This window comes from Microvirga yunnanensis, from assembly GCF_025460875.1.
In genome coordinates, this window is record NZ_JAMXFI010000006.1 from 67500 (window position 1) to 92049 (window position 24550).

General features: G+C 64.2%; 24 protein-coding genes and 2 pseudogenes. 15 read left to right on the top strand and 11 right to left on the bottom strand.

The features are described from left to right. Positions 1-70 precede the first annotated feature (70 nt). From NF876_RS04895 to NF876_RS04920, 6 genes are all read left to right on the top strand, one after another. The gene (locus tag NF876_RS04895) at positions 71-1594 is read left to right on the top strand and encodes an arylsulfatase (protein WP_262267725.1); all 1524 of its coding nucleotides are present in this window, start codon (positions 71-73) and stop codon (positions 1592-1594) included. Between the two features lie 10 nt (positions 1595-1604). After that, complete coding sequence (locus NF876_RS04900) at positions 1605-2636, top strand: SphA family protein (RefSeq protein WP_262267726.1); 1032 nt, start codon at positions 1605-1607, stop codon at positions 2634-2636. 192 nt (positions 2637-2828) lie between these two features. Beyond that, entirely contained in the window at positions 2829-3140 is a 312-nt protein-coding gene (locus NF876_RS04905) for a type 2 periplasmic-binding domain-containing protein (RefSeq protein ID WP_262267727.1), read from the top strand. A 232-nt stretch (positions 3141-3372) separates the two neighbouring features. Continuing rightward, positions 3373-4233, top strand: coding sequence for an NAD-dependent epimerase/dehydratase family protein (locus tag NF876_RS04910; protein WP_262267728.1), 861 nt, complete (start codon positions 3373-3375; stop codon positions 4231-4233). Between the two features lie 259 nt (positions 4234-4492). Continuing rightward, positions 4493-4738: a helix-turn-helix domain-containing protein gene (locus NF876_RS04915; protein ID WP_262267729.1), complete on the top strand. Its 246-nt coding sequence runs from the start codon at positions 4493-4495 to the stop codon at positions 4736-4738. Between the two features lie 55 nt (positions 4739-4793). Further along, positions 4794-5156, top strand: a complete 363-nt coding sequence (locus NF876_RS04920) for a hypothetical protein (protein WP_262267730.1) — start codon at positions 4794-4796, stop codon at positions 5154-5156. 108 nt (positions 5157-5264) lie between these two features. Here the strand turns inward: NF876_RS04920 and NF876_RS04925 are convergent, their stop codons facing one another. Then, complete coding sequence (locus NF876_RS04925) at positions 5265-6269, bottom strand: AraC family transcriptional regulator (RefSeq protein ID WP_262267731.1); 1005 nt, start codon at positions 6267-6269, stop codon at positions 5265-5267. A gap of 431 nt (positions 6270-6700) precedes the next feature. Between NF876_RS04925 and NF876_RS04930 the strand changes: the two are divergent. Continuing rightward, positions 6701-7084, top strand: a pseudogene (locus NF876_RS04930) (response regulator); the annotation flags it as partial. Between the two features lie 66 nt (positions 7085-7150). Here NF876_RS04930 and NF876_RS04935 read toward each other — a convergent pair. From NF876_RS04935 to NF876_RS04945, 3 genes and pseudogenes are all read right to left on the bottom strand, one after another. Beyond that, entirely contained in the window at positions 7151-7369 is a 219-nt protein-coding gene (locus NF876_RS04935; protein WP_262267732.1) for a hypothetical protein, read from the bottom strand. 9 nt (positions 7370-7378) lie between these two features. Beyond that, the gene (locus NF876_RS04940; RefSeq protein ID WP_262267733.1) at positions 7379-7585 is read right to left on the bottom strand and encodes a hypothetical protein; all 207 of its coding nucleotides are present in this window, start codon (positions 7583-7585) and stop codon (positions 7379-7381) included. Between the two features lie 409 nt (positions 7586-7994). Continuing rightward, positions 7995-8336, bottom strand: a pseudogene (locus NF876_RS04945) (GNAT family N-acetyltransferase); the annotation flags it as partial. 243 nt (positions 8337-8579) lie between these two features. On the opposite strand from NF876_RS04945, the gene NF876_RS04950 reads away from it, so the two are divergent. Further along, positions 8580-8984 carry a nuclear transport factor 2 family protein gene (locus tag NF876_RS04950; RefSeq protein ID WP_262267734.1) on the top strand — a complete coding sequence of 135 codons (405 nt, stop codon included), beginning with the start codon at positions 8580-8582 and terminating at the stop codon, positions 8982-8984. Positions 8985-9178: 194 nt separating this feature from the next. Here NF876_RS04950 and NF876_RS04955 read toward each other — a convergent pair whose 3' ends face one another. Further along, entirely contained in the window at positions 9179-9841 is a 663-nt protein-coding gene (locus NF876_RS04955) for a DUF4286 family protein (protein ID WP_262267735.1), read from the bottom strand. Between the two features lie 85 nt (positions 9842-9926). Between NF876_RS04955 and NF876_RS04960 the strand changes: the two genes are divergently transcribed. Further along, positions 9927-11705 (top strand): adenylate/guanylate cyclase domain-containing protein, encoded by a 1779-nt coding sequence (locus NF876_RS04960; protein ID WP_262267736.1) that lies wholly within the window; start codon positions 9927-9929, stop codon positions 11703-11705. 282 nt (positions 11706-11987) lie between these two features. Here NF876_RS04960 and NF876_RS04965 read toward each other — a convergent pair whose 3' ends face one another. The 6 genes from NF876_RS04965 to NF876_RS04990 all read right to left on the bottom strand — a co-directional run bounded on the left by NF876_RS04965 (position 11988) and on the right by NF876_RS04990 (position 18197). Then, a complete protein-coding gene (locus tag NF876_RS04965) occupies positions 11988-12749 on the bottom strand; it encodes a DeoR/GlpR family DNA-binding transcription regulator (protein ID WP_262267737.1) in 762 nt (253 codons plus the stop codon). A gap of 119 nt (positions 12750-12868) precedes the next feature. Further along, entirely contained in the window at positions 12869-13873 is a 1005-nt protein-coding gene (gene pdxA / locus NF876_RS04970; RefSeq protein WP_262267738.1) for a 4-hydroxythreonine-4-phosphate dehydrogenase PdxA, read from the bottom strand. Beyond that, positions 13870-15132, bottom strand: coding sequence for a four-carbon acid sugar kinase family protein (locus NF876_RS04975; RefSeq protein WP_262267739.1), 1263 nt, complete (start codon positions 15130-15132; stop codon positions 13870-13872). The genes pdxA and NF876_RS04975 overlap by 4 nt, the downstream gene beginning before the upstream one ends. A 1-nt stretch (position 15133) precedes the next feature. Continuing rightward, a complete protein-coding gene (locus NF876_RS04980; protein ID WP_315975000.1) occupies positions 15134-16162 on the bottom strand; it encodes a 2-keto-3-deoxygluconate permease in 1029 nt (342 codons plus the stop codon). Positions 16163-16598: 436 nt separating this feature from the next. Continuing rightward, positions 16599-17039, bottom strand: a complete 441-nt coding sequence (gene gloA2, locus NF876_RS04985) for an SMU1112c/YaeR family gloxylase I-like metalloprotein (protein WP_315975001.1) — start codon at positions 17037-17039, stop codon at positions 16599-16601. A 30-nt stretch (positions 17040-17069) separates the two neighbouring features. Then, a complete protein-coding gene (locus NF876_RS04990) occupies positions 17070-18197 on the bottom strand; it encodes a LacI family DNA-binding transcriptional regulator (RefSeq protein ID WP_262267740.1) in 1128 nt (375 codons plus the stop codon). Between the two features lie 367 nt (positions 18198-18564). Here NF876_RS04990 and NF876_RS04995 point away from each other — a divergent pair, with 367 nt between their 5' ends. The 6 genes from NF876_RS04995 to NF876_RS05020 all read left to right on the top strand — a co-directional run bounded on the left by NF876_RS04995 (position 18565) and on the right by NF876_RS05020 (position 24209). Continuing rightward, positions 18565-19572, top strand: coding sequence for a Gfo/Idh/MocA family protein (locus tag NF876_RS04995; RefSeq protein WP_262267741.1), 1008 nt, complete (start codon positions 18565-18567; stop codon positions 19570-19572). 85 nt (positions 19573-19657) lie between these two features. After that, the gene (locus NF876_RS05000; RefSeq protein ID WP_262267742.1) at positions 19658-20782 is read left to right on the top strand and encodes an NAD(P)/FAD-dependent oxidoreductase; all 1125 of its coding nucleotides are present in this window, start codon (positions 19658-19660) and stop codon (positions 20780-20782) included. 88 nt (positions 20783-20870) lie between these two features. Then, entirely contained in the window at positions 20871-21641 is a 771-nt protein-coding gene (locus NF876_RS05005; RefSeq protein ID WP_262267743.1) for an amino acid ABC transporter ATP-binding protein, read from the top strand. Positions 21642-21858: 217 nt separating this feature from the next. After that, entirely contained in the window at positions 21859-22713 is an 855-nt protein-coding gene (locus tag NF876_RS05010; protein WP_262267744.1) for a transporter substrate-binding domain-containing protein, read from the top strand. Between the two features lie 92 nt (positions 22714-22805). Beyond that, positions 22806-23465 carry an amino acid ABC transporter permease gene (locus NF876_RS05015; RefSeq protein WP_262267745.1) on the top strand — a complete coding sequence of 220 codons (660 nt, stop codon included), beginning with the start codon at positions 22806-22808 and terminating at the stop codon, positions 23463-23465. A gap of 3 nt (positions 23466-23468) precedes the next feature. Further along, positions 23469-24209: an amino acid ABC transporter permease gene (locus NF876_RS05020; protein WP_262267746.1), complete on the top strand. Its 741-nt coding sequence runs from the start codon at positions 23469-23471 to the stop codon at positions 24207-24209. Positions 24210-24550 lie beyond the last annotated feature (341 nt).

Consider the following 24550-nt stretch of genomic DNA (forward strand, 5'->3'; position numbering starts at 1 on the left):
GCGACTGGATCGCGGCATCGGGCTGCGGTCAGGCGGGAGGGGATACCTGATCGTCTCAAGGGAGGATACCATGTCCCGATCCATACGCCATGCGCTGGCCGCACTGGCATTCAGCTCCTGCCTGGCGGGCCTGACCGTGTCAGGCACCTCAGTCCTGGCCCAGCCCGCGAAGCCGAATGTCGTGTTCATCCTCGCCGACAACGTCGGCTACGGCGATCTCGGCTGCTATGGCGGCGGCGAGCTGCGCGGAGCACCGACGCCGCGTCTTGACCAGATGGCCCGCGAGGGCCTGCGCCTCACCCAGTTCCTGGTCGAGCCGGCCTGCACCCCATCGCGGGCGGCGCTGATGACGGGCCAGTACTCGATCCGCAACGGCCTGTCGCTCATCGCCATCCCGGGCTCCCCCTACACCCTGTCCGCGCGCGCCTTCACCATGGGCGAGCTGTTCAAGGACGCGGGCTACGCCACGGCGATCTACGGCAAGTGGCATCTCGGCAGCGAACCGCAGAGCCTGCCGACCGCGCACGGCTTCGACGAGTTCTACGGCATCCCGCCGGACATCTCCTGGGATGCGGCCACCTATGTCGACACCATCGAACTGACCCACTCCATGGCGGCGCCGCACGCCGCGCTCCTGGCCGGCGGGCCGCAAGTCGTCGAGGCGACAGCCGGCGGGCCGTTGCGGAATGTCAAGCCATTCACCCAGGAGATGCGCGCCAGCATCGACAACGAGCTAGTGGACAAGTCGATTGCGTTCATGCGGCAGCAGAAGGCGGCCGGCAAGCCGTTCTTCCTCTACCTGCCGTTCTCGATGGGGCATGCGCCGAACCTGCCCTCAGTGCAATTCAAGGGCCGGTCGCGGATCGGCAACTACGGCGACAAGGTCATGGAAGGCGATTACCACGTCGGCCAGATCCTCGACACGCTCAAAGAGCTCGGCGTCGACGACAGCACCCTCGTGGTGTTCGCCTCCGACAACGGGCCCTACGGCGAGGCCGCGCGGGAATTCGGCAACCAGGGCACGCCGGACATGGGCAGCTCCGGCCCGTTCCGCGGCGAGCTCGGCGAAGCGACCGAGGGAGCGATCCGCACCGCCGCCATCATCCGCTGGCCCGGCCAGGTCAAGGCCGACACCACGTCCTACGCGATGTTCTCGATCATGGACTTCCTGCCGACCTTCGCGCACATTGTCGGCGGCAAGCTGCCGGAGGACCGGGCGATCGACGGCGTGAACCAGACCGACGTCCTGCTCGGCACCAGCGCGACGGGGCACCGCGAGAGCCTGCTGAGCTTCATCGGCGGCGATCTCGTCGCCGCGCGCTGGAAGCAGTGGCGCATGTACTTCACCGACATCCATCCGACCGGCACGGGGCCGCAGCGGCAGCCCGGGATCTTCTCGGCCAGCGCGCCGATGGCCGGCTATCCCAAGGCGTACAACATCGAGATGGATCCGCACGAGGACCTGGTGGTCGCGGGCCTGTTCGGCTGGGTCAGCGAACCCGCGCTCAAGGTGGTCGAGGAGTACCTGGCGTCGGTCAGGAAGTACCCGAACCCGCCTGCGCCGGACATCACGCGCTTCGGGCGCGGCGGCTGAGAGGGCTTGCATGCACGAGCCTTCCGACGGAAACATTCATGCTTCCAATGCCCGGAGGGGCGACGTCGTGACGAGATGGTACGGCAGGATCCTTGGCGCGGGGCTTGCGCTCGCCGCCTCTCAGGCTGGCTCCGCGTTCGCGGACGAAGGAGGCAAGAGTTTCTGGTTGCCGGGCCAGTACGGCAGCTTCGCGGCGGTCGCGCCCACGCCCGGCTGGTCGCTGCCGCTGGTGTTCTACGGCTACCAGGGCTCGGTCGGGGCCGGGCGCGTGCTGCCGCGCGGACGATTGCTATCGTCGGGGCTGGATTCGTCGTTCGACGCGCTCTTCGTCACGCCGACCTATACCCCGGACACCATGATCCTCGGCGCGCGCCCCAGCGTCTCGCTGTCCTTCGCGCCAGGCTACGACGCGACGTCGGGAACGGTCGCGGTCGGGCCTCGGTCCGTCTCGCGCTCAGACTCGGTGTTCGGCGGCAGCGATCTCATCCCCACGGCGCAACTGTTCTGGAATGCGGGCCACCACAATGTCATGGCCTATGTCACGGGCAACATCCCGGTCGGCACCTACAGCCCGAACTCGCTTGCCAGCATCGGCATCGGCCACGCGGCGATCGACGTCGGTGGGGCCTACACCTACCTCAACACGAAGACCGGCACGGAGTTCTCGGCGACCCTCGGGCTCACCCGGAACTTCGAGAACCCGTCGACCGACTACACGAACGGGCTCGACCTGCACCTCGACCTGGCCGCGAGCCAGTTCCTCAACCAGCAATTGTTCGTCGGCGTCGTCGGCTATTACTACCAGCAGCTGACGGCCGACCAGGGGCAGCCCGCTTTCCTCGGCCCCAACAAGTCGCGCACGCGCGGGATCGGGCCGCAGATCGGTTACAACTTCAAGGTCGGCGACCAGCAGATCTACACCAACCTGCGGGCCTATTTCGAATTCGATTCCTACCGCCGCCTCCAGGGCACAGCCGTCTACGCAACGATTAACATCCCGCTGTCGGGGCTGCTTCAAGGACATCCGCGGCGGCCGCAATGAAGGCCGGCCCGCGCCCTTCTCAGGGTTTCCCCCAAGTGCCGCGGCCGACCTTGCGCGCTATGGAGGCATGCCGGGAGGAAAGCGGTGTCATGGTGCGCATCCTGGTCGCGGACGACCATGACGTGGTCCGCTCAGGCGTCCGTACCATCCTGTAGAAGCATGAGGGCTGGGAAGGCGTCGGCGAGGCCCGGGATGGCAAGGAATCCATCGACCGGGTGCTTGTCGCCCCTCAATCTAAATCCAAAGAAGGACGAGGCCGTTTCGCCCGACGTTCCCGGAAGCCTCAAGCTTGATGACACGGAGTTTTCCATCCGCATGGCCGGGGCGGGTTTAGGCCTCTTCTGTTGCCTGCGCGACCGGGTGGGGCGGGAACTGAGCGCGGGAGAGCTCGAGACCGTCCTCGACCGGTGGATTATGCCCAACCCCGGCTTCCACGCGTATGATGCGTCTCACCGTCAGGTCCATTCGACCCTGCGTGCCGTTCTCGATCACCTCGAGTCGTGACGGCCACACTGATATCGATGAGGGCTGTTCATCAATGCGGTGAGCGAATCTGATACCGAAATGTCAGCAGGGTCGACTAGGATCGAACGTGATCAGCCAACGGATGGAGACGGAAGCCGCTTCTGCGGGCCAATCCAAACAGCGACGCTGAGGCTGTCAGCATGGATGGGCACAGCCGTTGAGCTGACCGTCGGCCGATCATGTGGTGTCCAGCGGATGAGGAGAATGAGGGATGAAGCGGGTTCTTGTGACAGGAGGGAGCGGGAAGGCGGGCCGGGCTTGCGTCCGTGATCTTCTTGAGCATGGCTATGAGGTCATCAACGTGGATGCGATGGGTCCGAGTGAGGCGCTCTGCCCCTTCGTGCAGGCCGACTTGACCGACTTCGGCCAAGCCCTGGAGGCTCTATCGGAAGTCGACTCACGACATAAGGGTGTGGATGCTGTTGTGCATCTGGCGGCCATTCCGGCACCGGGACGACATACAAACGCCGTCACCTTCAGGAACAACATTCTCAGCACGTACAATGTCTTCGAAGCGGCGCGGAAGCTTGTCATCCGCAACCTTGTCTGGGCCTCAAGCGAAACGGTCCTCGGCCTACCGTTCGATGAACCTCCTCCGTACGCCCCTCTCGATGAGGAATATTCTGCGCGCCCGGAGACAGCCTACTCGCTATCGAAGTTCCTCGGCGAGGAAATGGCGCAGCAATTCTGCCGCTGGGATCCCGAGATGAAGATCATCGGCCTGCGCTTGTCCAACGTGATGGAGCCGGCCGATTACGCGCGCTTTGCCTCGTTTGAAGCCGACCCGCAATCGCGGAGGTGGAACTTGTGGGGCTACATCGACGCGCGGGATGCGGCACAGGCGGTCCGGAAGGCTCTTGAGGCATCGCTCAAAGGCGCCGAGGTGTTCATCATTGCCAATGCTGACACCGTGATGTCGCGACCGAACGCGGAACTGATGGCGGAGTTCTATCCGGATGTTGCTTTGACGAGGGAGGTCGAGCCGAACGAAACGCTCCTCTCGATTGGAAAGGCGCAACGGCTTCTGGGATACAAGCCGCGTTACGGCTGGCGCACGGCCCCGTCAAGCTAGGACCTAGAGCCTCGGACGTGAAAAGTGGACACCACTTTTGGGATCCATCCGAGGCTCCTTCTCTTGACCGGCGCATCGGATGAGGCGGACCCAGCGGGCCGCGCCAGCGACCCGAAGGGCCACGCTAGTGACCCGAAGGGCCGCGTCAGCGAATACCGGATCCACTTTTCACTGGCGTGGCCCTCTGGGTCCGTCCGATGCGCTAGCCTCAGGGCGGGACCTTGCTGCCTGACAGGCAGGAGGTTTTGAGGCGAATGCGATGAGCAACCTCAAGCCTGACCCGGATGGACCAGACAAGCTGAAGATCCGCGGGATGGGCTGCCGGGCCGTCGCGAACCAGACGCGCTTCGAGATCGCCCGGCAACGGCTGGAGGATACCGAGGGCCCGCTCGGCGGGACTGCTGCGGCGCTCAGCTCCTCGGAGGCGAGCGCCTTCACCCGGGCCTTCCGGCGCGGGTCGGGCCGGACGCCAACCGCGTGGCGCACGGAGAGCCGCCACGGGTGACGCGGGATCGTTCCGACCGACTGGGCGTTGGACTGCCAGGGAGCGGGAGATCTCCATGCATCGACTTTCAGCGGCCATCGGATTGATGGTCATCCTCGCATCGGGTGGGAGCGCTGCCTGGGCGCAGCAGCAGTTCGACGGGCGGTGGAACATCGAGGCGGTCCCCAGCAAGGGGGGATGCGCGCGGGTCTACCGCTATACCGCCGTCATCGAGAATGGCGCCGTTCGCAGCGGCGCCCCAAGGCGAGCCACCATCAGGGGGCGATTGGATCCGAGCGGACGCATCCAGGGGACCGCTGAAAGCAACAGGGCCAAGATCGAGGTGACCGGCAGCTTGTCCGGGCGCTCCGGTTCAGGCCATTGGAGCCTACAGGGACGACGGGAATGCTCCGGGCACTGGCGGGCCGAGAAGCAGTGAGCAGGTTGGGGTGATCGGCGGGACAGCCCCTGTGGTCGGGTGGCGGACCAGGAGCGCCTCGGAAGTCGCGCTGGACGGGGATGCAGGGCGCCTGCTGTCTCCGGTTGGTCAATTTGGCCCTGACGCCGAGTCGCGGTAATGGCCCGTGCGCATCTCCATCGGGGTGACGCCGGTCCACCGCCTGAAGGAGTTCGTGAAGGCGCCGGCTTCCTGATAGCCGAGCAGCCAGGCAATGCGCGAGATCGGCAGGCTTGGATCCCTGAGATACTGCTGTGCCATCTGCCGACGCACCCTTTCAAGAATGTCGGTGAAGGTCAGGCTCTCTCCCGCCAAATGCCGTGCCAGCGTCCGCCGGCTCATGCCCAAGCTCCGCGCAACCACGTCGACCCGTGCCCGGCCATGCGGCAGCAGCGGCGCAATGGCGTTCTCGACGCGGGCCTGGAGTCGTCCAACAGGATGCACCCGCCGGGCCAGGGCCTCCTCGCAGTGGCGGGCCAGGATCCTGTTCAGATAGGGATCCGCATGCCCCAGCCGCAACCGGAGCGCGTCGGGTGCGAACACGATCTCGTCCGTCCCGTCCTTGAACGCAATCGGGCACCGGAGATAGTCTTCGATGGCTCTCGAGGCAGCGCAACGGGGATGGATCACGGCAATTCGAGACAGTCTGGGATCAGAGCCGGTCAGATGCCGGCAGATCCGCGCGAGCGCCGTGATCCAGAACTCCATCTGGTGACGGTCCGCATGCCGCGGAACGCCAGCATACTGGAAGCGGATCGCGGCCTCGTTTCCCGGCACGCGGCTCAGCGCAATGCTTTCGTTGGCGATCGTGCTGTAGCGCTCGACCCGGGCCAGAGCGTCGCCAAGCAGGTCGGACGAGGCGAGCACGTAGTAGAGCAGCCCGACCTGCCGGAGGTCGAATTCTCGGGCGAGGTGGAATCCGAGCAGGTCATCCCGGAGCGCATCTGCGGCCAGATTGAGCAGCGTGACCTGCGCGTCGGCCGCTACCTCGGCCTCGACATCGTCGACCTGCGCGGACGCGATCCCCGCCTGCCTGAGAAGGAGAGCCGGATCGATGCCGGCCACGGTCAGGCGGGCCACCGCAAGCCGGGCCATGACCCCACCTGCGCTGGGTGGCATCTCCCCCTGGGTTCTCATGGATGATGGCATGGTCCCCCCATGGAATCCGGTGTCCTGATCGTACACCGACGGCCCGATCCAACAAGCCTTTGTCCCACGGGAGCAATCCATGCGGTCGAGAGCGAGGTCGGGCGGGGTACCACCTTCACCCTCTACCTGCCGCGCATCGATGAGGCGATGACGCTTAGAGCATCGGACGGACCCAGAGGGCCGCGTCAGCGACCCGAAGGGCCACGCCAGTGAAAAGTGGATCCGGTTTTCGCTGGCGCGGCCCGCTGGGTCCGTTCTGACCGATGCTCTCATTCAAGAAGAATGCATCGGATGGATCCCAAAAGGGCAAGTCCACTTTTCACGTCCGATGCTTTAGCGCCGCGCCGGACATGAAAGGCGGCTTGGACGTCGCGGACGGCCTAGGTCGGCGCGTGCTTGTTGTCGAGGACTACATGGAGGTGGGCGCGTTCTCGACCCAGCTTCTCCAGGATCTCGGATACGAGACCACCTGGGCGACCAACGCCGCCGAGGCCCTCAGGCTCCTCTCCGGGGTGACCGGCTTCGACGTGGTGTTCTCCGACGTTGTGATGCCCGGCATGAGCGGAAGCGAACTTGGGCAGGAGATCCGACGCCTCCACCCGAACCTGCCGGTCGTTCTCACCTCCGGCTACAGCCACGTGCTGGCCGAGGAGGGCCGCCACGGCTTCGAGCTCCTGCACAAGCCTTATGCGGCCGAGTACCTGTCGCGCGTGCTGCACCGCGTGACCCGGCAGCACGACCGGAACCGGATGCCCAATTGAGCGAGAGCCATCGCCCAAGGTCGTCATGCGCCTCATGCGAATAGACCTTCGGACGTTCACGGACTCTCAGTCATTGTGCCGGGTGAACAGGAACTGGCTCTCACCCGGCCCACAGATCGTGAGACGACATCGATACCATGCGGCCAATTGGGCGATTGCGGCGCGTCTCTGCTCAAGGGTGGAGGAATGGCAGGTGAAAGCCTGCTCCACCTCGGCTGCCGGAAGCAGCAGCGTGTCGCCGGGGACCAGCCGCGCCAGCCTGTCTTGCAGGTCCGTTGCTTTCATGTGCGCCCGCTATTCCGAAAGTGACTGCACCTTGCTCGAGGCCTTGTCCGTATCGAGTTCGGGATGATGGCGGATCAACGCCTCGCGGGTCTCCGCGAGACTGTCCCAGGTTCTCGCCGTCTCCAGAAGCCGATGACGCTGCTCCCCTTCGGGCAACTGCCGGGCCAGCAGCCGGCATTCCTCCGCGTGTTGGTGATACTCTGCTGCTGCCTTCATAGGCCTCCGGAGCGCCTTATGGTACTGGGCCAGGTCGAGAGCATGTCGATGGTGGAAGCAGCCCGCTGTCTTCCTATCGGCAGTGTAGAACGGTCAGGGAAACGGCATCCCGCCCACTCGCTGGCGCTCTTGGTGGGCAGCCTTGCAAGCGGGCGGGTTCGGCATCGGGATTGCCCCCACGGGCCGACGGGACCCGGTTTAGCGGAATTCGCCTTCGTCCGCCTTGTTCGCACGGGCCAATGGCTTCTTGGATTGGGCCAAACTTACTTTGCCGGCGCTACGCTTCGCAAATCGCCTCGTCGAGGTGTGTGGGCCCATCGAGATGTTCAGGACGGCCGCACGGCTTTCGGGGCATTCGGATCGAGTTCGAGACGCCCCAGGCATAAGGGCCTCCCACATTGTGCCCTCATCAGACGGGGGAGGCTCCGCCGGGTTGCCGCTGCATGATGAAGTGGATTTCCGTCTCGTCGATGGCGGCGAACCCATGGCGGCGGTAGAGCGACCCTACCGGGTTCCACTTCAGATATCGAAGCCGGAGCGGCAACCCACGAGCGTCCGCGACGGCAGCACAGTGGGTCAGGATCCTGGTTCCCAAACCCTGCCTCCGATGGGTGAGGAGCAGGTAGAACTCATCGAGGCGCACATAATCAGCAAGAGCTGTGAGGGCGATGGTCCCGGCGGCCTGCCCTTTGTGCACAATCCGGGAGAGTGGCGTGTCCCTGAACCGCTGCTCATGGAAGTCTCGTTGGAATTCCTCATCCCATCCCTATCGCACCACGATGTGTGGGCCTAGGGCCGCCCGTTTGACCTCGAAAGCGAAGTCCCTTGCCTCGGCGGTCTGAGGCAGGAGGTCAAATCTGACGTCGGGCGGCATGTCAGGGATATCCATCGTCAATCTTCCCAATAGCCTGGATGTGGCGCGCCTTCATGAACGTGCCTTCAGCCATTATACTCGCCGCTTCTTCACGCAGGAATGCCATGGCAGGAGAGTCCGATGAGCAACCCCGCCGAGATGCGAGACCATGTGCTCCAGGCCTTGGAGCGGTTTGAGCGCCTGGTGGCCGAACGGGATCCGGCGCTTCTCGCCGAGTTCGCCGAGGAGGCGGACGTCCGTCTGGTCGGCTCCGAAGTCGGCGAGGTGGCAACCGGACCGGCTGAGGTTGAAGCGCTGGTTCGCAGGTTCTTTGGTCTGCCGGTTCAGATCAGGTGGGAGTGGCGGAGCCGCGACGTATCCTCCGCTGGGGATGTCGCGTGGCTCTTCGCTCAAGGCGAAGCGGTCCTGAGCGGCGAAGGGACCGAACAGCGCGTGCCCTACCGAATGACAGGTGTGCTGGAACGTCGAGGAGATACGTGGCGCTGGCGCCACTTTCACGGATCAGAGCCTTTGCCGGATCGATAACGGAAAGCCCTGTGTGTGACCTTGGTCGGCTACTGCGCCCAGACGATAGCGATTGCTGGCTCGCCGAAACGCCCGCTGTCGGCACGTCTGAGACGTAAGCTCGAAGGCAACAATCCTCATCGAAGCGGACAGTCCCATATTGCGGGGATCTCGGTTCCTGATCCGGAAGAGATCTTCGACTGTCCCCCATGCGTCTATGGAGCCAACCTGACGTAGTCGATGGTGTAGAGATTGGCAGCGAGGTCCGGACCAGCTCCGTTCTGCCGCAGAAGAGCCGTTTGGTCCTGGGCCACCGCCGCTCGGTTATAACCTTCGATCAAGAGCACCCAATCAGCGACCGAGTCATGCCCCCCACGCAGGGCCGCCTCTCGGGTTGGCGTGCTGGCCTTGTCTCTGTCCGAGATCAGGAGATGAGCAGCACACAGACCCGGTTGCATCGCAAGCAAGCGCACCTCACCTGTTAGGGCGTCCCGCAGGCTCGCTTCGCGTCCGGCGTCCGGGGAGAACCGAAGGGTTTGGAGCCAGCATCCAGCACCGAAGCCACTCGATGCCTCGACCCGACACAGGCTCCGGTTCATGTTCCGCAGAGCGGGCATGATCCGCTGGGTCCACTCCGAAGGATGATCCAAGCGCTCCAGGTACGCCTTCGATTCGAAAACCTCAGGGTCCACAACCGCGTACAGGATCAGGAATGCCGGCCCGGGCCCCGCGGCGGAGTATCGACGGGCTTCCACGAAGCCGGGGATCGCAAGCCGCTCCGGCATGTGCTCATGGGAGTGCCAGTCGAGGTACTCGGCTTGGCGGCTCTCATCGATATCATGCCAGGCGACCAGAGCCCCTGATCCAGCCAAGCCCATCGGAACCTCCCTGAATGCTGAGACGCTCGACGCGCCTGCTCGGCGCGGGTACCATCCTACGCGCGATGACAGCTTGGAGGAACACATGCCTCCGCAGGAGCCACGCCTCGCACGGCGGTTGGCCGCGATCCTCGCGGCGGACGTGGCAGGTTATGCCCGCCTGACGGGTGCCGACGAGAGCGGCACGCTCCGGAGGCTCGCCGCGCATCGCGGGACGATGGATCGGATGATCGGCGAGCATGGTGGCCGCATCGCCAACACCGCAGGAGACAGCGTCCTGGCCGAGTTCCCCAGCGTAGTCGATGCGGTGCAATGCGCCGTGGCCGTTCAGGACCGGTTGACCGCGGCAGACGGCGACACGCCCGAGCATCGTCGCCTGCGCTTCCGCATCGGCGTGCATCTCGGTGACGTTGTCGTCAGCAACGGTGACCTCCTCGGCGACGCGGTGAACGTCAGCGCCCGGCTCCAGGCGCTGGCCGAACCGGGCGGGGTTTGCATCTCGGGCACGGCGTACGACTATGTGCGCAAGGCGCTGGCGCTGACCTATGCTGATCTCGGGCCGCAGGCGGTCAAGAACATCGACGAGCCAATTCGGGCCTATCTCGTCGGGCCCGCACCCTCAGAGGCGGCACACCCGCTTCCATCGTCGCAGTCGTTCCGGCTCCTGCCGCTGCCGGACAAGCCTTCCGTGGCGGTGCTGCCATTCGCGAACCTCGGCGGCGATCCCGAGCAGGAGTACCTGGCGGACGGCATCACCGACGAGATCATCACGGCGTTGGCCAAGGTGCGCTGGTTCTTCGTCATCGCCGGAAGCTCCAGCTTCACCTTCAAGAGCCGTGCCATCGACGTGAAGCAGTTCGGGCGCGAACTTGGGGTGCGCTATGTTCTGGAGGGCAGCGTGCGGAGAGCGGGTCAACGCTTGCGGATCACCGGTCAGCTTCTCGAAGCCGAGACCGGCAGCCACCTCTGGGCCGATCGCTACGAGGGCTCCATGGAAGATGTGTTCGAGTTCCAGGACCGGATCACCGAGAGCGTGGTCGGGGCCATCGAGCCGCGTCTGCGGGTCGCCGAAATGGAACGGGCCCGGAGAAAGCGCCCCGATAGCCTCACCGCCTACGACCGCTTCCTCCGAGCCCTGTCGCAGTTCTACCTTGCCAGCCGCGACGGCACGGCGGCGACGCTGCGCCTGATCGAGGAGACGATCAGGCTCGATCCCGACTACGGGCCACCCTACGCCCTCGGTGCCCAGTGCCACGTCTACTACATCACGCAGGGCTGGACGGATGACCGGGAGCGGGATCGGGACGAAGGCGAGCGCTTGGCCCACGCGGCTCTTGAGCGCGATCGCGACGATCCCACGGTGCTCTGGATGGCGGGCCACGCGCTCGGGTTCCTGACCCATGATTACGAAACGGCCCTGGCGCTGCTCGACCGGTCGCTGACCCTCAATCCGAACTCGGCCTCAGCCTACTGCTTCAGTGCCTGGAGCCGCTGCTGCGCGGGCTTTCCGGAAATCGCGGTCCCGCAGGTCCAGGCGGCTCTGCGGCTCAGTCCCGTCGACCGCAACATCTTCATGTTCCAATCGGCCCTGGCGGTCGCCTATTGCATGAGTGGCCAGCATGAGAAAGCCGTGGGGTGGGGACAGCGAGCCATCCAGGAGCAGCCGCGCTGGACCGGCAGCTATCGTCCACTCGCATCAAGTCTTGCCCACCTGGGCCGGATCGAGGAGGCAACCGCTGCGATGAAGCGACTCCTTGAGATCGATCCGGCATTCAGTCTCGACTTTATCCGACGAGTTTACATGCCCTCGACCGGACGGGACATCTTCATGGCAGGGCTGAAGCTCGCTGGCTCTCCCGGATAGTGTACTGTCGACCTCGTGTGCAGCTTGCCGGGAATGGTTGAAGCCGTTCCAATGCCCCGCTGGGTCCGCCTCATCCGATGCGCCAATCAAGAGAGGGAGACTCGGATGAGCCCGGGCCCTGGCGTCTGTTTTGCTCGCCTGAGGATCGCTGCCGAGATGCCCTTGAGCCAGAATGCACTGTGCTGCCTTACGGTTGTTGCAGGGTTCGAGGTGCCGGGGCGATGGGACCTGAGCTGGGCGGGAAGGGGCAAACACTCCCTCATATGAGCAGGTCAACGTCAGTTATTGGGAGGCCTTGATGACGCGAGCCCCGGCGGCGGCAAACAGGTCGCATTGCTCGAGGCTTGCGCTCCAATCGGTAATCAGCGTCCAGCGTGCGGGCAGGGGAGCCCACATCGCTTGGTTCGTGCGGGACAGCTTCGTCGCGTCTGCGAGTACGAAGACCTCTCGTGCCTGATCCATCATGAGTGTTTTCAGGGCGATCTGATCGAGGCTCGCCTCGCACAGGCCGCGTCCTGCCACGACGCCATCTGCCCCCAGGAAGACCTTGTCGGCCGTCATTCTCCGCATGGCCTCCATGGCAAGCGGGCCCACCGTGCTCATGCTGGTTGGGCGAACCGCGCCACCGAGAACCGTCAGTTCGATTTCGGCAGCTTCGGCCAGCGGCGAGACAAGCGCCAGATTGTTGGTGATGACGCGATGGCGCCGGTTCCGCAGGAGGTGCCCAAAGGCTGCGACCGTTGAGCCCCCGTCCAGGATCAGGATGTCATCTTGCGCAAGAAGGCTGCATGCCGCCCGCGCGATGGCCGCCTTCTGGGTCCTGTTGGACGCCTGCCGCTGGCTCAGGCTCGTCTCGCCTGCCGGGTGCACCAGAATGGCGCCTCCATACGTGCGCTTGATCCCCTCAGAGGACGAGAGCTGCTGGAGGTCGCGGCGGATGGTCGAGGCGGAGACTTCGAAACGGGTGGCCAGGTCCTCGACGTCGATCTCCTCCCCGGCGGTCAACGCTTCGAGCAGAAGTGCCCGGCGGTCCTTGCTTCGCATCGTGAGGGTGTCCTCTCCGTCATGTCCTGTCGGCGTCCGAGACGGCACGCTCCCATGGTGAGAGCACGCCGTCCTGCACGAGGGTGGTCTCTACATCATCCGGACAGCGGACAGAAGTCTCAGGCCGCCGCCGTGCGCTGGGGCGCGAGGTCGGCCGCCTGCCGCAGGGCCTCCACGAGGCTGCCCTCGTCGGCGATCCCCTTGCCGGCGATGTCGAACGCGGTGCCGTGATCCACCGAGGTCCGGATCACGGGCAGGCCGACGGTGATGTTCACGCCGGATTCGAGGCCCAGGACCTTGATGGGGCCGTGGCCTTGGTCGTGGTACATCGCGACCACCATGTCATAGTCGCCCCGGGCCGCCAGGAAGAACAGGGTATCGGCCGGGAGCGGCCCCTCCACGCGCCATCCCCTGGCACGGCAGGCGGCCACCGCGGGCGCGATCTTCTGCTCCTCTTCACCATAGCCGAACAGCCCATTCTCACCCGCATGGGGATTGATGCCGCAGACGCCGATCCGCGGCGAGGGAATGCCGGCCTTGACCAGGGTGGTCTGCGCGCGCTCGATGACACGTTCGACCAGCCCGGGCTCGATGCGGGCAATGGCGTCGATCAGACCGATATGCGTCGTCACGTGGATGACGCGCAGCTTCGGTGACACCAGCATCATCGAGACTTCCGGCGTTCCGGTGAGCTCCGCCAGCAGTTCCGTGTGGCCGGGATACTTATGCCCGGCGGCGTGCAGCGCCTCCTTGCTGAGCGGTGCCGTGCAGATCGCGTCGGCCTGTCCGGCTTCGACCAGCCTGACCGCGCGCTCGATGAAGCGGAACGCACCTTCGCCCGAGACGGGAGAGACGCGACCGAAGGGGTGATTCCGAGGGATCAGCTTGAGGTCGATGCACTCGACCTCGTCCGGAGCATAGCGTGCGTGCTCAGGCTGCTCGAGGCTGTTGACCGTGAGCGAGGAGCCGACGATCGAGCCGGCAACCCGAAGCCGTTCGGCATCTCCCACCACCAGCGGACGGCACATTTCCCGCACGTCGTGTCGCGCGAGTGCCTTCATGATGATTTCCGGGCCGATCCCTGAGGCATCGCCCATGGTGATTGCGATCGTCGGAAGGCTCATGCCAGTTTTCCTTCTTGCCTGATCGTGCGCAGGCGCTGCACGACGTGCTTGAGTGTGTTGTCGCTCCCGAACGCACCTGCCTTGGTGACGATGGGAATGGAAAGATCTCCCAGCGTCAGGCCGAGAGACACGCCCGGCTCGACCTCATCCACCAGACGGATTCCGTTCACGCCGAAGCGGGCCAGGAGCGCCGCAGCCGTCTCCCCGCCGGTGGCGGCCAGACCGCTCGCGTACGCGGCGGCAGGCTTCAGCAGATCCGCCAGCCGTTCGGCAAGGCATGGTCCCAGCGCCAGGTCGGGAGTGCCGCCGACGATGATCTCGACAAGGACGTCCTCGCCGGCCTGGAGGGCCGTGATGACCTGTCCGGCGAGGGCCGCGCGGTCGGCGCCGGCCGTCTCCGAGAGCAGGAGTTCCGGCTCGATGGGAACGGACCGCAGGCCAGGCAACGCCGAGAGGACTCTCGCGGCCGAGCGGGACGCCCGCGCGAGGGATCCAACGACCACCAGGGCGCCCCTGCCGGTCACCGGAGCCGGTATGGGGCCCACGGCTTCGCCTTTCGTCGCCTTCGCCAGCGCATGGGCGAGGCCGGCGCTGCCGATCCAGAACACGTTGCTCCGGACAGGCAGGCCCGCCGCGGCGATACAGGCGAGATCGTCCTCGGTCTCCGCGTCGCAGACCGCGACCCGGTCGCCCTTCGAGGCGATCCCGTCCAAGGCGGCCCTGAGGGCCTCCACGCCCGCGCGGATCGTGGCGAGCTGCACCTTCTCGGCCACGACGCCGGCCGTTGCCAGAACCTCGACGAGATCGGCGTTGGGATAGCTGTGCTCACGCTGCCAGACCTCGGTCTGCTCCAGAGGCTCACCGCTCACGTGAACCCTGCCATCCCGCGTCGTGCGGCCGGTCGCCGGGAAGGCAGGAGACATGACGCCGAGCACGGATCCGTGTCGAGGCCGCAGGGCCTCGAAGATCGCGACGGTCTCTGCGGCAGGCTGCCCACGAAGGGTGGAGTCGATCTTCTTGAAGAGGGCCGTGCCCTCCACGTGCAGCTTTCCGAGCACGGCGCGGTGCTTTGTCAGGGCATCCCGTCCCGAGAGGCCCCGGCTGCCGGCGTCATAGGAGAACACGGGAGGGAGCCCTCCCGTGTCCTCGGCGCAGTCTCCCCAGCCGACGGCCGCGGCAACCCCCTCCTTGGCGAAGGCGATGGCGCAATCGGCCGCGCCCGTGAGGTCATCGGCGACGATCAGCCATTTCGTCCCCATGTCAGTGACCTCCAGATGTCCCGGCAGGCACGGCGCCGACCTCGACAGCGGCGGCGTCTTCCGCAGTGTCCTCCTCGGGACGTCCGAAGGTGCGAGCCGTCCAGGCGGTCGCCAGGGGGACGAGGATCGCGGTCACGACCACCGTAGCGGCGACTAGGACGGTCGCCGGGCCGGCTGCGTCGGCATAGGCCGGGTTGGCGGCGGCGACGATAGCCGGAACGGCTGCCGCATTGCCGGCCGTCGATGCCGCGGCAACGCCCGCGACGCCGGTGCCGCCGGTGAGGCGATCCGCGAAGAAGAGCGGGATGCCCGTGACGACGACAACAGCCACGCCGAGCGCGAGACCAAGGAGACCCGCCTGCCAGATCTTGGTCAGGTCGAGGCCCGCGCCGAGGGCGAAGGCGAAGAACGGGATCATGACCGGGATGGCGCGGCTCAGGAAGGCGCGCATCTCACGGTCGAGGTTGCCCAGGAGCATGCCCACGGCGAGAGGCAGGATGCTGCCGACCATCGTCTGCCAGGGGAAGGCCGAGAGGCCGGCGACGCCGAGCGTGACCATGGTCAGGAACGGTCCGGATTCCAAGGTCATGATGGTGTAGGCGCCAACGTCGCGCGGGCGTCCGTACTGCCCCATCAGGGCCATGTAGAGGCCCCCGTTCGTGTCGTTCATCGCGGCAACGATGGCCAGGGTGGAAAGTCCGGCGAAGACGCCGGAGGTGACCGGAGCCTCACCGAGAATGCGGCCGAAGACGATGCCGAGCACCATCGCCATGCCGACCTTGACCATGAACAATGTGCCGCCCTTCTTCACGATGTAGGGGGTTGCCTTGAAGTCGATGCTGGCCCCCATGCAGACGTAGAAGACGGCCAGGATGGTCAAAGCGCCCGTGAACAGGGCGCCCGTGAAGGAGCCGAAGAGCTTCGGGGTTCCAGGAAAGAACGTCGTGATCAGCGCACCGAGCAGGAGCGGCACGACCATCATGCCTCCCGGGACCTTCTCGATGGCTCTCTTGATCGGAATCTGGGGCATATTCCCACCCTATATTGCGCGAAATTCGCATTGTTGGCTATGGCGAGCCGTCGTAGTCGCGCGTTTTGTGCAATTTTCCTCGATAAAGTCAACCTATGCGCATTTCGCGCAAGCTGGGTAGGATTGCCGCATCGGCCCTCCGGGTCACCGGCGCGGCCCTCTGGGTCACGTCCGAGGCTCTAAGGGGCAGCTGAAGAGACGAACACCGGACATTCTCGAAGGGCAGATGATCGGCAGAGAATGACCCGATCCAGAAGTTGGGGCCGTCACGTATTTCCGCCGACACGGCGGTGACGATGTCCGATCCCGACCTTAAGCGGCCGGGATGCTGCTGAACCGGGAGCATCGAACCGGGAAGCGGGCCCATTTTTGGGAGTGATGCTCCCGCAGGTGACGCCGTGCAGCCGAGTCTGGCTGTCTTGTCCAGGGTACGGCGTCAGGATGTTCTTGAACCCTCGGCGCTATCTTCATAAAGTTCCAGGGGCGTTCCGTCAGGGTCGGCGAAGAAGGTGAAACGCTGCCGCGTGTGCTCGTCGATGCGGATCGGCTCGACGATGATCCCAAATTCTTCCAGACGAGCAATGATCGGCTCCAGGGATTGCACACGGAAGGCGAGGTGCCGCAGGCCGCGAGCCTCCGGTCGGGACGGGCGGGGCGGCGGGTCTGGAAACGAGAAAAGCTCGATCTGGGCCGAGCCGATCTGAAGATCGCACTTCCAGGATTGCCGCTCTGCGCGCCAGATCTCGCGAATGACCGGGAGTCTCAGGATCTGGGCATAGAAGTGCTTCGAGCGCTCGTAATCCGAGCAGATGATCGCGACATGGTGTATGGCGTTCAGCATGAATACCTCGGGTGCGTGGCTGTCGATCAGCGACATGGATCACGGTCTCGTGCTTGTCGCACGAGCCTATCCCACGACAGCTTTCGCGGCCGGCCGGGACTTTACCTTCTTCTCGTCACCCTGAGGAGCGGGTGGTGCGCCGACCGACTGCCGCTCGATCAGCTCCGTGGCAAGCACCAGTCGCTTCGGCGTCCCGACGGCTCCGGTGATGCGCTCGATCAGGATCTGCGCGCTCTCGACGCCAAGATTGTAGACCGGCTGTGAGATGACTGTGATCGGCGGACTCGTGACGCTGGTCCAGTCCGCATCGTGGAAGGCGATGAGAGAAAGATCGGCGGGGATTGACATGCCCAGGTTGCGGATGACCTTGAACACCTCGAGCCCGACCACGTTGTCCGATGCCAGGATGGCAGTCGGACGATGTGGCATCGAGAGAAGATCGGCGATGATTCGCCCCGAAGCGCCCTGGCGCGATGCTCCCAGGCGGATATACTGCTCGGGATGTTTGATCCCCGCCGCGGCGGACGCTGCTAGAAAACCGTTGATGCGATCCATCACGGTTGTCAGGCTGATCTGCTGAGGTCCCCTGTAGATCGGATCATCGGAAGCCGTCGCCGTGATGTAGGCGATCCGCCTGTGTCCGGCCTCGATCAGCATGCGCGTGGCCACTGCGGCTGCGGCCTGGTCGTCCGTGATGACGCTGTCGACCTTCAGCTTGGGAATGGCGCGGTCCAGCAGAACCAGCGGCCTGCCAGATCTCTGCACAGCTTCCAGATGCTGGATATCGAACATGGATGCAGGAGTGATGATCAGGCCGTCAACCCGCTTGCCGAGAAGCACCTGGACGGCGGCCTGCTCCCTGCCGACCACTTCCCCGGAATTGGCCAGGATGACGTCGAACCCTGCGGCGCTCGCCACTTCGCTGATGCCACGGACGGCCTGCCCGAAATAGGGGTTCTCGATGTCGCCGACGACAACACCGATTGTTCGCGAGCGGCCCGTCGTCATGCTGCGGGCGAGTTCATTCGGCCGATAGCCCAGAATACGCGCCGCATGAAGAACTTTTTCCTTCACCTCCGGGCTAGCCGTTCCATAGCTGCCCAGCACCCTGGCGGCCGTAGCCTTGGAGACGCCCGCCTCACGGGCGACGTCCTGGAGAGTGACCAACCGCTTCTGGACCGTTCTGTTGTTCATGGCCGACGACCTAAGAGGCAATCTGTTGAATCGTCAAGCAGAGCGCCTGTTGACAAATGAGACCGGTCTCAAATAGCATTGAAACCGGTCTCATACTATCAGTTTGTCTCGTTCATCGGAAATGGAAACCAAGATGAGTGTGGATCGAGGTCGCAGCGTGAGGACAGGACAGAGCGGCCGTGACGCTGGTGCCGGAGCCGGAGCCGGAGCGGCATGGCGGCTTCAGCATGGCCGTGCGTTGTCCCCTCGCACCGGCGTGGCTTGCCGCGCCAATGGGGCTTCCGACCCTCTCCAAACGCCCATTCGCTCAGCGCGACGCAGCAGCCGTGCTGTTTGGCTCGTTCTCCTCTGCAAAGGTGTATGACCCGTGTCGAAAAAAGTCAGGTGGGGTGTGCTGAGCACCGCCCAAATCGCCAGGAAACACGTCATTCCGGCCATGAAGGCAGGAGCCTTCACGGAGGTTGTGGCGATTGCGTCCCGAGATGAAGACCGGGCCCGCGAAGCCGCCGTGGATCTCGGAATTCCAAAGGCCTATGGGTCGTATGAGGCGCTGCTCGCCGATCCGGACATCGACGCGATCTACAATCCGCTTCCGAACCATCTGCATGCGCCTCTGACCATCAAGGCGCTCGAGGCCGGCAAGCATGTCCTGTGCGAAAAACCGATTGCTCTCAATGCCGAGGAGGCGCGGCAGATCGAGGCTGCTCAGAAGAAGAGCGGCTTGCTCGTGGGCGAAGCCTTCATGGTGCGCTTCCATCCGCAATGGCAGCGTGTGCGCGAGATCGTTCGCAGCGGACGCCTGGGAGAGGTGCGTGCCATCCAGACAATCTTCTCCTATTTCCTGACGGATCCCAGCAACATCCGCAATCAGGCCGATATCGGCGGCGGAGGGCTCTACGATATCGGCTGCTATGCCATCAACACGGCCCGTTTCGTGTTTGACGCCGAGCCGGAGCGCGTGATCGGCCTGTTCGACAGGGATCCCCAGATGGGAACGGACCGCTTGAGCAGCGGCTTGGCGGAATTCCCCGGCGGCCGGCAGATGACCTTCACCTCCGCGACCCAGCTCGTGCCATGCCAGCGTGTGCAGATCCTCGGTACCCAAGGGCGTATCGAAATCCAGATTCCGTTCAATGCGCCTGCCGGCATGGAAGCCGTTATCGTGGCCGACGACGGGCGGGATCTCTCCGGCGGCGGCAGGGACGTCATCACGATACCCGCCAGTGATCAGTACACTTTGCAGGGCGATGCCTTCTCACAGGCGGTGCTCGGCGAGAAGCCCCTCGAATGGGGAACCGCCGACGCCGTGTCGAACATGCGTGTGATCGACGCTCTCTTCCGCTCGGCGCAGACCGGGAAATGGGAGCGCCCCTGATTGCCTTCCAACAGATCGGCCTGCCGGTCTCCCGGGCTGACAGATTGAACCAGTCAACGAGCACAACCACAGAAGGAACTATCTGGTGAATTCTCCATCCTCATCTTTGCGGGTTGCTGTCATCGGCGGCGGGATTCTCGGGGCGTCCTCAGCTGTACAGCTTGCGCGCTTGGGCGCTCGCGTGACGTTGGTAACCGAAGGTGGATTGTCGAGCGAAGCCTCGGGCCGCTCGCTCGCCTGGCTGAACTCGGCTCGTTTCCGCTCTGCCGAATATCATAAGCTGCGCATGATCGGCATCGATCGCTACCGCACCCTGGCGGCCCGGTACCCCGCCGCGCCCTGGCTGCGCTTCGACGGAGGTCTGACGTGGGATGCCGATGACAGCTCGAACAGGATCGCCGAGGCGTTCGCGCACGAACAGAGCATCGGCTACGACGCGCGGCTTCTTGCTCCTGAACAGGTCGCCGCCATGACGCCGGGCGTCGATGCGCGTGCGATCACGCGTCAGGGCGCGATCTTCAATCCCGGAGAGGGCTGGGTGGACCTGCCGTCCCTGATCCGTGTGCTGCTCGACGAGTTTGCCACGCTGGGCGGCGAGATCCTCACGCATGCGGGTCGGGCCAGCGTCGATGTCAAGGGCGGGCGAGCAACAGGAGTATCGACGTCGAGCGGCAGACAGATTGTGGCCGATGCCGTCCTGGTGGCTGCCGGCGCTGCCGTCCCCAAGATGGTTGCAGATGTCGGCGTTGCCATTCCGGACGCAACCCCGATCTCGCTTCTGGTCCGCTCGAAGCCGCTCAAAACTGGTCTGCGGGCTGTTCTCAACACGCCGCGCGTGGCTGTGCGCCCCACGCCGGACGGCGCCATCGTGTTCGACTCTGCCTGGTCGGAGGATGAGGTCGTCCGCCATGCGGATGGGACCTACGAGGTGCGGGAGTCGACGGTCCAGAAGCTCGCGGAGGAGGCCTCTGCGGTGCTCGCCGACAATCCGAAGATCGAAATCGACTCTTATGCCGCCGGGCCGAAGCCTGTGCCGAAGGATGGCGAACCGGTTCTCGGCGCCCTCGAGGCGGTTCCGGGTTATTACGTAGCCTTTACTCACAGCGGTGCCACGATGGGTTTGATCACGGGTGAATTGCTGGCCCGGGAAATCGTCACGGGGGAGGCGAGCCCTCTGCTCGCCACGTTCCGGCCCGACCGGTTCGCGTAGCGGCCAGCACCTGGCGGTTCTCCGCGCGAGGCGGAGAGCCAACCTTTGAACAAAGCTGAACCTAGGACAGCAGTCTCGGGAGACGGACATGGGACAGACCAGCAATCATGCGACCGGCGGCAGCCAAGATGTATGCGTCGAGTTCAGCAACGTCGACAAATGGTTCGGCACAGTGCAGGTGCTGCATGACATCAATCTGACAGTGGGGAAAGGCGAGAAGGTCGTCGTCTGCGGTCCGTCCGGATCGGGGAAATCCACGATGATCCGCTGCATCAACCATCTTGAGAAGCACCAGAAAGGCCGGATCGTCGTCAACGGGATCGAGCTCACGGAGAGCAAGCGCAGCATCGAGCGTGTCCGTCAGGATATCGGCATGGTGTTTCAGAGCTTCAATCTTTATCCGCACCTGACCGTTCTGGAGAACTGCACCCTCGCGCCCCGGTGGGTTAAGGGGGTGCCGCGGAAGGACGCAGACGCCCTGGCGCTGCGCTATCTCGAGCGCGTACGCATTCCGGACAAAGCAAACTTCTATCCGAGCCAGCTGTCTGGTGGGCAGCAGCAGCGAGCTGCCATTGCACGCTCGCTCTGCATGAACCCGAAGATCATGCTGTTCGACGAACCGACCTCGGCACTCGACCCCGAGCTCGTGCGCGAAGTTCTGGACACGATGGCGCAACTTGCCAGCGACGGAATGACCATGGTGTGCGTCACGCACGAAATGGGCTTCGCCCGGCAGGTCGCCGACCGGGTGATCTTCATGGATGCGGGCCGGGTCGTGGAGACGGCACCTCCTGACGAGTTCTTCCGCAACCCTCGGGAACGTCGCACCCGGGCCTTCCTGAGCCAGATCCTGCACTAGCGCGCCGGGCGAAAAAGTGGACCCGGTGTTTCACGTCGAGCGGCGCGCCGCTCAAGAGGTTGAGCATCGGAATCGATCCCAAAAGCGGGTCTACTTTTCACGTCCGATGCTCTGGGAGAACAACGGGCTTCCCGCGGACGGCCGCGTTCCGCAGCAACAAATCGACGAACGATCAACGTTCGCACCTCCAGACCCAGAAATCCAAAGGGAAATATCCATGAACCGACAGATCAGCATGCTTCGCTACGCTATCGCATCATTGGGCTTCATCGCCGCCATCGCGTCTCAGGCGACGGCAGCCTCGGCGCAGGATCTTCCAGCCTTGCCGAAGGCGATCAAGGATGCGGGCGTCATCCGCATCGGAGTCAAGTGCGACTCCCCGCCGTTCGGCTCCTCGGGCCCCGACGGCAAGCCGGTCGGCGTGGAGGTCGAGATGGCGAAGAAGATCGGCACCTATGCCTTCGGCTCCCCGGACAAGGCGGAGCTGAGCTGCGTCGCCACCGACGCGCGCATTCCATCCCTGACCGGCGGCAAGATCGACCTCATCCTCGCGACCCTCGGCAAGACCCCGCCGCGCGAGCAGGTGATCGATTATTCCGACATCTATTACTGGGGCGGCAGCAACGTCATCGTGCCGAAGGACAGCCCGGTCCAGAAGCTCGCGGATCTCGAGGGAAAGTCGATCCTGATCGTGAAGGGCGGCAATCAGCTCAAATGGTTGCGCGACCGCATTCCCGGCATTCAATTCGTGCAGCTCAACACCAATGCAGATAACATCCAGGCCCTCCAGCAGGGTCGGGCCGACGGATATGTGGGCGATGCAGTCACGATTGCGACCCTGATCAGCAACTATCCCGCTTTCCGTATTCTCAAGGAGGAAGTCGATCTCGGGTTCAACGGTGTCGGCATTCGCAAGAACGAGCCTGAGCTCAAGGCCTTTGTGAATGCCGCCCTGAAGAAAATGAAAGAGGAGAAATTCTTTTCGCAGGTGGTGCCCAGCCACGTCTCCGACCCGATCGTCGCCAAGGAGATGATCAAGTCCTTCGAGACCGATCCGCCGGCCACGAACTGAGCGGCTGACAGAGGCCGGGTGGAGGCCAAATCCTCCACCCCGCAACCACCTCGGATGCTCGGTCGACCATCTTCAGCAAAGGTCGGAATGTGATGGATTTCAATTATATTCTCGATGCGCTGCCGGACCTGTTGAGGGGGCTGAAAGTGACCCTCACGGTCAGCGGTCTCGCCATCCTGCTTTCATGCATCGTCGGTGCCGTCGGCGCTGCGCTGCGCACGAGCGGCTTCAAGCCGGCTGAATATCTCGTCACCGGCTATGTCGAGTTCATCCGCGGTACGCCGTATCTCGTGCAGATCTTCTTCATTTTCTATGGCCTGCCGAGCCTTGGTCTGCGCCTGTCGGTCTTCTGGTCAGGCGTCGCGGCACTGACCTTATGGGCAAGCGCCTTTCAGATCGAGAACTTCCGCGGAGGGCTTGCCGCCGTCAGCCATGGTGTTCGCGATGCGTCCGCATCCCTCGGCCTGAAACGCTGGCATCATGCTCTTCTGGTTGTTTTCCCGCTGGCCGCCCGGGCAGCGCTGCCGTCCTCGATGAACACAATCGTAGCCACGGTCAAGAACTCCGCCTATCTCCAGGCTATCGGCCTCGTGGAACTGACCTTCGTGGCCGTCGATCGCATTGCCTATGATTTCCGGGCCATCGAGATGTTCTTCTCCATCTGCGTGATCTACCTGCTCTGCGTCTTTGCTCTGTCCGGCCTGGGGCACGCACTGGAGCATCGCCTCAATCGGCCTTTTGCAGGGAGATAGTGAATGCTACTTCTCGAGTTCCGGTCTTTCCTGTTCGACGGCCTCCTGAACACGCTGCTCCTGTCGCTGGTGATGATCCTGGGCGGAACCCTGTTCGCGATCCTCTTTGCGGCCGGCCTGTCGTTGCCGTCCCGCTGGCTTAGCCGCCCCGTTTTCCTCATCGTGGAATGTCTGCGGGACATCCCCCTCATGGTGACGGTGCTGCTCGTCTACTTCATCCTGCCCAATATCGGGATCTCGCTGAATCCGTTCTGGTCGAGCGCGCTCAGCGTATCGGTCTGGGGTGGCGCGAACGGCGCGCATATCATTCGTGCGGGCCTCGCCGCCGTCCCCAGAGGACAATGGGAGACGGTTCAGGCTTTTGGGCTCAGCGGCTGGAAGGGGCTTCTTCTGGTGGTCGTCCCTCAAGCCATGCCCGTTATCCTACCGCCTTACATCAGCCTCGTGACCGGATTGGTGCAGGCGAGCTCGCTTGGCGCGGTCCTCGGTGTCAACGAGCTCCTGCGCTCGGCACAAGTCCTCATCGAACAGACGACGATCGCGCGCGGCGGGAGCCCTGCTTACCTCGTTTACGGCGCCATTCTGGTTGTCTATTTCGTGCTGTGCTGGGCGATCGCTTTTGTTGGACGTCGTCTCGAAGCGCATTTTGCGAAGCCGTACCGCCGCGACAGGCCAAGCATCGATCGCGGAAAGGACCCCTCCCAGGTTCTGGTCCCAACAGTTCCGTTGGACGTCAGGACCTGAGCAAGGTCTGTCGGACGCACGCGCATTCCAAAGCAGATTGCATTCTGACGGGATCAGGATGCTGGCCCAGTCTCGTCGGTGAAGCTTCCTTCTTCGCGAAGAACCGGGCCCCGCTTCCTCGCACGACGCTCTCCGGGCCTCAGGAGGGCAACGTCGGATGAACGGGATCGTGGCGTTCTGTGCGTCGAATTTCCTTTGCTGGCGCTTCCCGGAAGTACGATGATGTTCAGCAACGGCCCAATGGCCGGGCCAGCACATGACTCGGCGGGAAGGCTCTCGTCGATCCACAGCGGGCCCTGCCTTTCGACCGGATCCGTAGCGTTCCAACGGTACATGGATGG

Coding starts and splice junctions, on each gene's coding strand:
- NF876_RS04895 (WP_262267725.1), top strand. CDS start 71: ATGTCCCGATCCATACGCCATGCGCTGGCCGCACTGGCATTCAGCTCC.
- NF876_RS04900 (WP_262267726.1), top strand. CDS start 1,605: ATGCACGAGCCTTCCGACGGAAACATTCATGCTTCCAATGCCCGGAGG.
- NF876_RS04905 (WP_262267727.1), top strand. CDS start 2,829: ATGGCAAGGAATCCATCGACCGGGTGCTTGTCGCCCCTCAATCTAAAT.
- NF876_RS04910 (WP_262267728.1), top strand. CDS start 3,373: ATGAAGCGGGTTCTTGTGACAGGAGGGAGCGGGAAGGCGGGCCGGGCT.
- NF876_RS04915 (WP_262267729.1), top strand. CDS start 4,493: ATGAGCAACCTCAAGCCTGACCCGGATGGACCAGACAAGCTGAAGATC.
- NF876_RS04920 (WP_262267730.1), top strand. CDS start 4,794: ATGCATCGACTTTCAGCGGCCATCGGATTGATGGTCATCCTCGCATCG.
- NF876_RS04925 (WP_262267731.1), bottom strand. CDS start 6,269: ATGGCCCGGCTTGCGGTGGCCCGCCTGACCGTGGCCGGCATCGATCCG.
- NF876_RS04935 (WP_262267732.1), bottom strand. CDS start 7,369: ATGAAAGCAACGGACCTGCAAGACAGGCTGGCGCGGCTGGTCCCCGGC.
- NF876_RS04940 (WP_262267733.1), bottom strand. CDS start 7,585: ATGAAGGCAGCAGCAGAGTATCACCAACACGCGGAGGAATGCCGGCTG.
- NF876_RS04950 (WP_262267734.1), top strand. CDS start 8,580: ATGAGCAACCCCGCCGAGATGCGAGACCATGTGCTCCAGGCCTTGGAG.
- NF876_RS04955 (WP_262267735.1), bottom strand. CDS start 9,841: ATGGGCTTGGCTGGATCAGGGGCTCTGGTCGCCTGGCATGATATCGAT.
- NF876_RS04960 (WP_262267736.1), top strand. CDS start 9,927: ATGCCTCCGCAGGAGCCACGCCTCGCACGGCGGTTGGCCGCGATCCTC.
- NF876_RS04965 (WP_262267737.1), bottom strand. CDS start 12,749: ATGCGAAGCAAGGACCGCCGGGCACTTCTGCTCGAAGCGTTGACCGCC.
- pdxA (WP_262267738.1), bottom strand. CDS start 13,873: ATGAGCCTTCCGACGATCGCAATCACCATGGGCGATGCCTCAGGGATC.
- NF876_RS04975 (WP_262267739.1), bottom strand. CDS start 15,132: ATGGGGACGAAATGGCTGATCGTCGCCGATGACCTCACGGGCGCGGCC.
- NF876_RS04980 (WP_315975000.1), bottom strand. CDS start 16,162: ATGCCCCAGATTCCGATCAAGAGAGCCATCGAGAAGGTCCCGGGAGGC.
- gloA2 (WP_315975001.1), bottom strand. CDS start 17,039: ATGTCGCTGATCGACAGCCACGCACCCGAGGTATTCATGCTGAACGCC.
- NF876_RS04990 (WP_262267740.1), bottom strand. CDS start 18,197: ATGAACAACAGAACGGTCCAGAAGCGGTTGGTCACTCTCCAGGACGTC.
- NF876_RS05005 (WP_262267743.1), top strand. CDS start 20,871: ATGGGACAGACCAGCAATCATGCGACCGGCGGCAGCCAAGATGTATGC.
- NF876_RS05010 (WP_262267744.1), top strand. CDS start 21,859: ATGAACCGACAGATCAGCATGCTTCGCTACGCTATCGCATCATTGGGC.
- NF876_RS05015 (WP_262267745.1), top strand. CDS start 22,806: ATGGATTTCAATTATATTCTCGATGCGCTGCCGGACCTGTTGAGGGGG.
- NF876_RS05020 (WP_262267746.1), top strand. CDS start 23,469: ATGCTACTTCTCGAGTTCCGGTCTTTCCTGTTCGACGGCCTCCTGAAC.